This window comes from Methylobacterium planeticum (assembly GCF_008806345.1).
GTDB classification, from domain to species: Bacteria; Pseudomonadota; Alphaproteobacteria; order Rhizobiales; family Beijerinckiaceae; genus Methylobacterium; species Methylobacterium planeticum.
The window spans coordinates 1-8,338 of record NZ_VZZJ01000061.1; the positions used below are offsets into that span (position 1 = coordinate 1).

Genomic DNA, 8,338 nt, shown 5'->3' on the forward strand with positions numbered 1-8,338 from the left:
CTGGGCCATTGCCCAGACTCGCATGCATCACCCGCCTCGTGAATCCTCTGACAGCGTCGCTGCACTAGCCCCGCGCCGCCACCGCCGAGCCGGGACGGAACCGTGAGGCCGAGGAGGCCGGCCTCGCCCAGGGCCGCGAAATTGGCGTGCGGAAAGGCGCCGCTGCGATCGTGCTCGGCCGCGCGGGCGGCGAAGCCCTCGGCGAGCGTGCGGGCAGGGTCAGGCGGGGAAACGGCAACGGTCATGGGGATGCGAGGATACGAGGCGGCCGCGGCATGTCCGCAAGGCCACGCGTAAGGTCGGACCGCGTCGGCAGATCGTCAACGAAACAGAATTTCAAAGATCGAGGCGCCGGGAGGATGTTCTTGGTCTCGGGTTCCTTGCAGCCGCATCGCGCCGACGATGCGCCGATGATCGACCGCATGGGCCGGCCAATCGGTTATGCCGAGCGTCAGCGCCATGAAGACGAAGAAGAACGTGACGGCGAGTGGGTTGTTCGCGGCCTGCGTTGCGCGCTCCTCAGCTCATGATGCCGCGCACGGCCGGATCGTCAAATCGATCTGCCCAAACGACGTAGACGAGACACAGCACGAAGGACCCGACGATCACGCCTGCCCCCAGCAGAATGCAGAGGGACAAACCCGGCGCCAGGATCGTGCCGAGCGTCGGTTTCGCGAACGCGAACATGCTCATGAAAACGAAATACATCGTGATCATCACGACGCTCGACGCGATCGCGACGCGCGATTTCCTTCTCGAAAGCTTCGTAGACTCATCGACCTCTTGAGGAAGGATCACGCTGTCGGGTGAAAGCATGCTGCATTTCCGTCCATCGGCATCGGGTCTGACGAAAAGCTCTGGGAGAATGAATCTCCTGAGATCGGCGCAGGGCACAATGGTGCGCGAACCGTGTCAGCGCCCAAGGTGGCGAAGTTGCCGGACAGGCACCGTCTCCCCGAAGCCGATATGGGCCGAAGCAGCATCCGGACCGAACGCCTCCGGACCCTCGGGGCGCTCGGTGACGAGCTCGGCCACGATGCCGGGCCTGGTCGCACCGAGCTCGCTGAACCCGGCCGACCGGTAGAACGCCGCGATGCCTTCGATGCTGGCGACCCGGACGCGGCCCGCGGGCTGGGTCGCGTCCTGCAAACCGAGCGCCTCCGGCACCGAGCGCATCGTCTGCTCGATGGCCTACGCGATCACGAACAGCGCGTGACCCGCCTCCGTGAGGAGGAAGCCGTCGGAGCAGCGCTGAAACAGCTTGGTGTCGCGGCCACGCTCCAATTCGGCGATGCGGCGGCTGGCCGTGGTGTTGTCGACCTTCAGCCGACGCGCGGCCGGCATCAGCCGGCCATGACGGGCGAGTTCCAGGAAGAGGGTCAGGCCGTTCCAATCGAACATGCGGCACTCTGGCCCGACGGACGATCAGACCCTCTTCATTTCAGCCGAGCGGCGAAGCCAACGGCATGAGGCGGGCTCGCCGCTCGATGGACCGGGGCGAAGCGCACGGAGGCGCGCTACTGGTAGCCCTTCGGGAATGGATCCGGCTTGATCAGGTCCGGGCTGGTGTAGACCACCTCGAAGCGCCCGTCGGCCCTGGCCCGGGCGACCCGGGCCTTCGACCAGAGGTGATGGTTCGGGTCGATGCGGACGTAGCCCTCCGGGGCATCGCTCATCTCAATGCCCGCGGAGGCCGCGATCACCTTGTCGACATCGAAGGAGCCGGCCTTCTCGCAGGCCATCTTCCACAGGAACGGTCCGAGATAGGCGGCCTGGGTGACGTCGCCGATGACGGTCTTGTCGCCCCACATCTTCCGGAACGCGGCGACGAACTTGTCGTTGTTCGGGTTCTGGAGCGGCTGGAAATACTTCATCGAGGAATAGGCGCCTTCGATGTTCTCGCCGCCGATGCCCTCAATCTCGTCCTCGGTCACCGACAGGGTGATGAGCGTCTGCTTCGACAGATCGATGCCGGAGGCCTTGAGCTGCTTGTAGAAGGCGACGTTCGAGCCACCGACGACGGTGACGAAGATCACGTCCGGCTTCTTGAGCTTGATCTTGTTGATCACCGAGTTGAACTGCGTGTGGCCGAGCGGCAGGTATTCCTCGCCGACGACCGTCCCTTTCAGCACATTGGTGATGTGCTTCGTGGCGATCTTGTTCGTGGTGCGCGGCCAGATGTAGTCCGAGCCGACCATGAAGAAGGACTTCGCGCCCTTCTCCTTGTGGACCCAGTCGAGCCCCGTCAGCGTCTGCTGCGTCGCCTCCTGGCCGGTATAGATGACGTTCTTGGACTGCTCGAGACCTTCATAGAAGGTCGGGTAGTACAGGAGGCCGTTGTATTGCTCGAACACCGGCAGCACCGCCTTGCGCGAGGCCGAGGTGTAGCAGCCGAACACCGCCGCGCAATGGTCGTTGACGAGAAGCTTCTTGGCCTTCTCGGCGAAGGTCGGCCAGTCGGAGGCGCCGTCCTCCTGGATGATCTTGATCTTGCGGCCGAGCACGCCGCCCGCGGCGTTGATCTGCTCGATCGCGAGCTTCTCCCCCTGCGTCGCCCCGGTCTCGGAGATCGCCATCGTGCCGGAGACCGAGTGCAGGATGCCGACCGTGACCTCGGCGTCGGTGACCGCGAGGCCCGTGGTGTTGACCGCTGAGGCCGGCCCTGCCGCGAAGGCCCGGGACAGGGCCGCGGAGACGATCAGGGGCGCTGTCGCCAGGCCGAGCAGCAGGCGGCGGCGAAGGGCGAAACGCGTCGTGTCCCTCGATGGCATGGCCGACGAATCCTTCATCCCGCGTGAGAGCTTGCGCCGGCCCGCTCCGGACGGAACAACCTCCGCAGACTGCCTCGCACATCTGCCGTTATCTATTTCTCTCAGCGAAAATACCTTGCCTCAAGATGAAATCTAAGGCGGTCTGCACAAATGAGGGGCTGCGCTGCCCGAAGCATCGGCGCGGTCCACCGAACCTTACTTGCGACGGCGCGCCGGCTCGAGGCCGGTGAGCGCCGCGAAGGCGAGGCGCGCGGCGGCTTCCAGGCCGGCCGACAGGGTCCCGCCATCGGGTGCGAGGAGGCGCAGACCGAGTCCGGCAGCATTCGGCAACGGGCTGACCCCCGCGCGGCAGCCGCTGCCGTCAGCCGCCGCCTGAAAATCCGCGGGATCAGGCTGGGCCGAGGCGGGTCCCAGCACGACCAGGGTTCCGCAGGCCCGCCATCCGCCGAGCGGCGAGGCCGGATCGAGAAAATCCGCTCCGGTGATCCGGGCGCGCTCGCGGACGAGCGGCACGCCCTCGGGCGTCTCGACGCTGAGCGCGAGTTCGAGGCTGTCGAAGGGCCGAGCCGACCCCTCGGGATCGTGACAGGCGACGCTCTCGGCCACGATGGCGCGGGCGCCCGGCTCAAGCCTGACCCGCGTGGAGGCCACCAGGGCGGCCCCCGGAAACAGGATCAGCGGGTCCGGGATGAACCCCAGGAACGCATCCGGCCCGAGCTCGATCTCCGTCTCCTGGCGGGCGGGCTCACCCAAGCTGCGGTGAACGACCGTGGCAGCCTGCGTTGTGACGTGCGCGGCCGCGCCCGCCCGCATCTCGACGCCGAGGCTGAGATGGTCGCAGCGATACAGGCCGCCGGAGGCCGATTGCAGGTAGAGGGTGACGAGGTCCGGCCGCTGCGGATAGAGCCGGAAGGGCTTCGTGATGTGGAACGGATAGGGCACGTGCTGGTGCGCCAGCACGCAGGTGCCGCCGCCCCGCGCGAAGACGAGGCGCGCTTCCGAGCGGCGGCCGGTTTGGGTTGCGTCGGGCACGGGCTAGGGCGCGAACAACACGGCGCGGCAGATCGCGTCCGCCACCCCGTCGACGCCGAGGCCCGAGCGCGCATTCGTGGCAATGACAGGCTTCCCGCCGCGAACGCGTCCGGCCTCCGCCAGCATCCCGTCGAGGTCGACGCCCACATGGGGCGCGAGATCGACCTTGTTGACCACGAGGAGGTCGCAGCGCAGCACGCCCGGACCGCGCTTGCGCGGGATGTCGTCGCCCCCCGCGACGTCGATGACGAAGATCCACCAATCCACGAGATCGAGCGAGAACGTCGAGGCGAGGTTGTCGCCGCCGGACTCGAAGACAAGCAATTGCAGGCCCGGGAAGCGTGCCTCCAACGCGTCGCCCGCCGCGATGTTGAGGGTCGGGTCCTCGCGGATCACCGTGTGGGGGCAGGCTCCGGCCTCGACCGCCTCGACGCGGGCCGGATCGATCAGCCCCGAGCGGCGCAGGCGCTCGGCATCCTCTTTGGTGACGAGGTCATTCGTGATCACCGCGAGGTCGACGCCGCGCTCCTGCAACACGGGAATCAACCGCTCGATCAAGGCCGTCTTGCCGGAGCCGACCGGACCGCCGATACCGATACGGGCGGCGTTCAAGGGAGCAGCGTTCATCGGGACCGTGATGCGGGAGGGCTGACAGGAGGCAGGCCGCGGATCATCAGCGCAGCATGTAGCGCTGCGTGAGCGGCAACGTCCGCGCCGGCTCGCAGGTCGCGAGCGTGCCGTCGACGAAGACGTCGAAGGTCTGCGGATCGACCCGGATCTCCGGGCAGGCGTCGTTCCAGAGCATGTCGGCTTTCGAGAGGGTGCGGGTGCCGCGCGCCGGCAGCAAAGCCTTGCGCAGACCGAGCCGGCCGCCGAGGTCGGCCTCGATCGCCAGCGGGTGCACGAAGCAGGCGGAGAGCCCCTGCTTCGCGAGCCCGAACGCACCCCATTGCGGACGCATCAGCATCGGCTCGCAGGTCATCAGGGAGGCGGCCGAGTCGCCCATCGCACCCCAGGCGATGAAGCCGCCCTTGATCACCAGTTCCGGCTTGATGCCGAAGAAGGCCGGCCGCCAGATCACGATGTCGGCCATCTTGCCGGGCTCCAGCGAGCCGATATGCTTCTCAATGCCGAAGGTGCGGGCGGCGTTGATCGTATACTTGGCGATGTAGCGCTTGATCCGGGCGTTGTCGCCGAAGCCTGACCTCTCCTCCGGCAGCGGGCCGCGCTGATCCTTCATCTTCGAGGCGAGCTGCCAGGTCCGGCAGATGACCTCGTGGATCCGGCCCATGCCCTGGCTGTCGGAGCCGAGCATCGAGATCGCCCCGATATCGTGCAGCACGTCCTCGGCGGCGATGGTCTGGGCCCGGATCCGGCTCTCGGCGAAGGCCACGTCTTCCGGCAGGGCCGGGTTGAGGTGATGGCACACCATCGTCATGTCGAGATGCTCGTCGAAGGTGTTGACCGTGTAGGGGTTGGTCGGGTTCGTCGACGAGGGCAGGCAATGGGGCAGGCCCGCGACCCGGATGATGTCCGGTGCGTGGCCGCCGCCCGCGCCCTCCGTATGGTACATGTGGATCACGCGGCCGCCGATCGCCGCCAGCGTGTCCTCGACGAAGCCGGATTCGTTGAGCGTGTCGGTGTGGAGCTGGACCTGGAAATCGTGCTCGTCGGCAAAGCCGAGGCAGGCATCGATCGCAGCCGGCATCGCGCCCCAATCCTCGTGGATCTTGAGGCCGAGAACGCCCGTCTCGAGCTGTTCCGTCAGGGCCGCCGGCCTGTGGCTGTTGCCGCGCCCGAGGAAGCCGAAATTGACCGGCCAGGCCTCGGCCGCCTGGAGCATCTTGCCGGTGTTGAACGGCCCGCCGGAATCGATGCCGACGGTGATCGGCCCGAGGGAGCCGCCGAGCAACGTCGTGACGCCGGACGCGATGGCGTGGTCGGGCAGAGCCGCGGAATCGAAGTGGATGTGCACGTCGATGGCACCCGGTGTCGCGATCAGGCCCTCGCAGTCGCGGACCGTGGTGCCGGCCGACACGATCAGGCGCGGATCGACCCCGTCCATGATCGCCGGGTTGCCGGCCTTGCCGAGCCCCACGATCCGGCCGTCCTTGATGCCGAGATCACCCTTGACGATGCCGAGGACCGGATCGACCACCAGGACGTTGCAGAGGAGGAAGTCGAGCGCGCCCTGCGCCGCGGTGATTCCGGGCGCCATCCCGATCCCGTCGCGAAGGGTCTTGCCGCCCCCGTGCAGGCACTCGTCGCCGTAGACGGCGTGATCGTGCTCGACCACCGCCACCAGGGAGGTGTCGGCGAGGCGCACCCCGTCCCCCCTGGTCGGGCCGTAAAGGGCGGCGTAGTCGCGGCGCGGGATCGTCACCATGCTGTCCTCCTCAGGCGCCCTTGAAGCCGCGGGCCCTGGCCCGGGCCAGCGCGGCGGCACGGGCCGCGTCGTCGTCGATCCGGCCCTGGGTCAGGTCGTTGAGCCCGGTCAACTCGCGTGCCCCGCCGAAGCCGACGAGGGTCACGCGCTTGCGCTGGCCGGGCTCGAAGCGCACCGCGGTGCCGGCCGGAATGTCGAGGCGGTAGCCCAGTGCCTCGGCACGGTCGAAATCGAGGGCACGGTTCACCTCGAAGAAGTGGTAATGCGAGCCGATCTGCACGGGACGGTCGCCGGTGTTGATCACGTCGAGGGTCACGCGCGGGCGGCCGGCCGAGAGCTCGATCTCGCCCTCCGCCGGCAGGATCGCACCGGGCTCGACCGTATCCGCGGGCGAGCCCTCGCGGGGGCGGATCGGCTCGTGCACGGTGACGAGCTTCGTCCCGTCCGGGAAGACGGCCTCGACCTGCAGGATCGGCAGCATGGCGGCGATGCCCGGCATGACGTCGTCCATCGACAGGATCGTCGAGCCCCAGCCGATGAGATCGGCGACGCTGCGCCCGTCTCGGGCGCCCTCTAGGATCTCGTCGGCGATGATCGCGACCGCCTCCGGGTGATTCAGCCTGAGGCCCCGCCCCCGGCGCCTGCGCGCGAGTTCGGCGGCGCTGAAGATCGTGAGACGTTCGAGTTCGGTCGGCGTGAGCAGCATCGCGCCCTCCCTAATTGGCGAACAGGCGCAGGTCGGCACGGGCGTGCCGCATGGCCGCGATCTCGATCATCGGCGTGAAGCCTGTCAGCACGACCGCACCGGTGGGATCCTGGGGAACCGGCTGCTCCAGCGTTTCGGCGACGAGCGGCAGCACGGCCTGGAGGGCCCGCTGACCCTCGATCGCTCCGATCTGTCCGAGGCGGACGGATGCCGAGATCAGGCCGGAAACGAGCTGGTAGCCCGCGATTGCCGCCGCCTCCCGGTCCGACAGGCCGAGCGCTCGCCACAAAGCCCCCTGCACGGTGGCGAGGTGGCCGAGCATGACGCCCGCCCCGATGGCTTCGCGGAGGGTCTCGGCCCCCGGCGTCGCGAGGCGCACATGCGCGGTCAGCAGGGAGGTGCCGTTGCGCCGGCTCCCGAGGCGCATCGGCTCCACGAGGGACGCCGCCTCGATCGCCGCATCGATCCGGCCGAGTCGGATCGGGTCGGTGCCGGCCCGGTGGGCGAGGATCAGGGCGACGCGGTCGCAATCCGCCCAGCGGAAGCGGATGATCCCCGTCAGGGTCCTGACCAGCGCCGCGGCGTCGAAGGCGGGATCACCGGCGATCAGACCCTCGATCCCGTTGGAGAACGCGAAGCTGCCACTCGGGAAGGCCGCATCGGCCTGCTGGAAGGACAGGAGCCGCGTCAGCAAGGGTCCGCCTCGTCGAGAACCGCGTGCTCGACCCTCCCCTCGGTGACCAGACCGCCGAGCCGGACGAGGTACTCCTCCACGGGAGCGTCCAGCGCGATGAGGATCGCATCGTCGGCAAAGCGCACCCGCCAGTGGAGATTGCCGGCGTGATAGCCGAGTTCGAGGGCGCTGGCCTGGCTCCGCGGAACGAGGCGCAGCCAGCGCTCGGCTCCGACACGCGCCACGATGGCATGATGCTCGTCCAAAACCAGCACAGCGCCGTCATAGAGGGGCTCGTCGCGCGGCAGGGCCAGGGCGATCTCCTCGCCGGCGACCGTTGTCGCGCGGATCCGGCGGCGGGCGACGTCGAGGCTCAAGACCACGAGGACGTCCACCGCGCCGTGGTGCGCGAGGTGATGGAGGCGATGCGCGATCGCGGCGTCCCGCCTGTCGCCCAGCACGCGTTGGATCACCCGCATCTGATGTCGCTCTCCGCCGGACCTGCCCCGAGAGGCCGGACGCTGTCCGGGGTCAAGGCCCTCTCCCGGGATCCTGCCACCCGCGAGGCATGTTCCGTGCCGGCCGAAGCCCTTCCGGAGCGCCCTTTCGATCGGCCTCGACGCGGTTGTCCGTCGCGAACCGTCACAGCCGCTTGAGCCAGCGCGGCCAGTCGGGATGGTGGAACAGGCTGCGGGCCCGCATTAGAGCGACATCCGATCAGTTTGCGTCGTAGCCAGCAGAGGCGAGGTAGGCTCGACACTCAGCCGGGG

General features: G+C 68.4%; 10 protein-coding genes and 1 pseudogene. All 11 read right to left on the reverse strand.

The features are described 5' to 3' along the window. Nucleotides 1-245, reverse strand: a 245-nt coding sequence (locus F6X51_RS27335) for an acyl-CoA dehydrogenase family protein (RefSeq protein WP_150967211.1), incomplete at its 3' end; no start/stop codon positions are given. A 75-nt stretch (nucleotides 246-320) separates the two neighbouring features. Continuing rightward, nucleotides 321-461 carry a hypothetical protein gene (locus F6X51_RS28415; protein ID WP_210250351.1) on the reverse strand — a complete coding sequence of 47 codons (141 nt, stop codon included), beginning with the start codon at nucleotides 459-461 and terminating at the stop codon, nucleotides 321-323. Nucleotides 462-519: 58 nt separating this feature from the next. Beyond that, on the reverse strand, nucleotides 520-816 hold the full coding sequence (locus F6X51_RS27340; RefSeq protein ID WP_150967214.1) for a DUF485 domain-containing protein: 297 nt from the start codon (nucleotides 814-816) through the stop codon (nucleotides 520-522). A gap of 195 nt (nucleotides 817-1,011) precedes the next feature. Continuing rightward, nucleotides 1,012-1,401: pseudogene (locus F6X51_RS27345) on the reverse strand (LysR family transcriptional regulator); the annotation flags it as partial. Between the two features lie 116 nt (nucleotides 1,402-1,517). After that, the gene (urtA, locus tag F6X51_RS27350) at nucleotides 1,518-2,771 is read right to left on the reverse strand and encodes an urea ABC transporter substrate-binding protein (protein WP_150967215.1); all 1,254 of its coding nucleotides are present in this window, start codon (nucleotides 2,769-2,771) and stop codon (nucleotides 1,518-1,520) included. A gap of 195 nt (nucleotides 2,772-2,966) precedes the next feature. Continuing rightward, nucleotides 2,967-3,803: an urease accessory protein UreD gene (locus F6X51_RS27355; protein WP_150967217.1), complete on the reverse strand. Its 837-nt coding sequence runs from the start codon at nucleotides 3,801-3,803 to the stop codon at nucleotides 2,967-2,969. A 3-nt stretch (nucleotides 3,804-3,806) separates the two neighbouring features. After that, entirely contained in the window at nucleotides 3,807-4,430 is a 624-nt protein-coding gene (gene ureG, locus F6X51_RS27360; RefSeq protein ID WP_150967219.1) for an urease accessory protein UreG, read from the reverse strand. Between the two features lie 46 nt (nucleotides 4,431-4,476). Then, nucleotides 4,477-6,189: an urease subunit alpha gene (ureC, locus tag F6X51_RS27365; RefSeq protein WP_150967221.1), complete on the reverse strand. Its 1,713-nt coding sequence runs from the start codon at nucleotides 6,187-6,189 to the stop codon at nucleotides 4,477-4,479. A 10-nt stretch (nucleotides 6,190-6,199) separates the two neighbouring features. Next, nucleotides 6,200-6,895 carry an urease subunit beta gene (locus tag F6X51_RS27370; protein ID WP_150967223.1) on the reverse strand — a complete coding sequence of 232 codons (696 nt, stop codon included), beginning with the start codon at nucleotides 6,893-6,895 and terminating at the stop codon, nucleotides 6,200-6,202. Between the two features lie 10 nt (nucleotides 6,896-6,905). Next, a complete protein-coding gene (locus F6X51_RS27375; protein WP_150967225.1) occupies nucleotides 6,906-7,589 on the reverse strand; it encodes an urease accessory protein UreF in 684 nt (227 codons plus the stop codon). Beyond that, on the reverse strand, nucleotides 7,583-8,047 hold the full coding sequence (ureE, locus tag F6X51_RS27380; protein WP_150967227.1) for an urease accessory protein UreE: 465 nt from the start codon (nucleotides 8,045-8,047) through the stop codon (nucleotides 7,583-7,585). Before ureE ends, F6X51_RS27375 begins: the two co-directional genes overlap by 7 nt. Nucleotides 8,048-8,338: the final 291 nt, after the last annotated feature.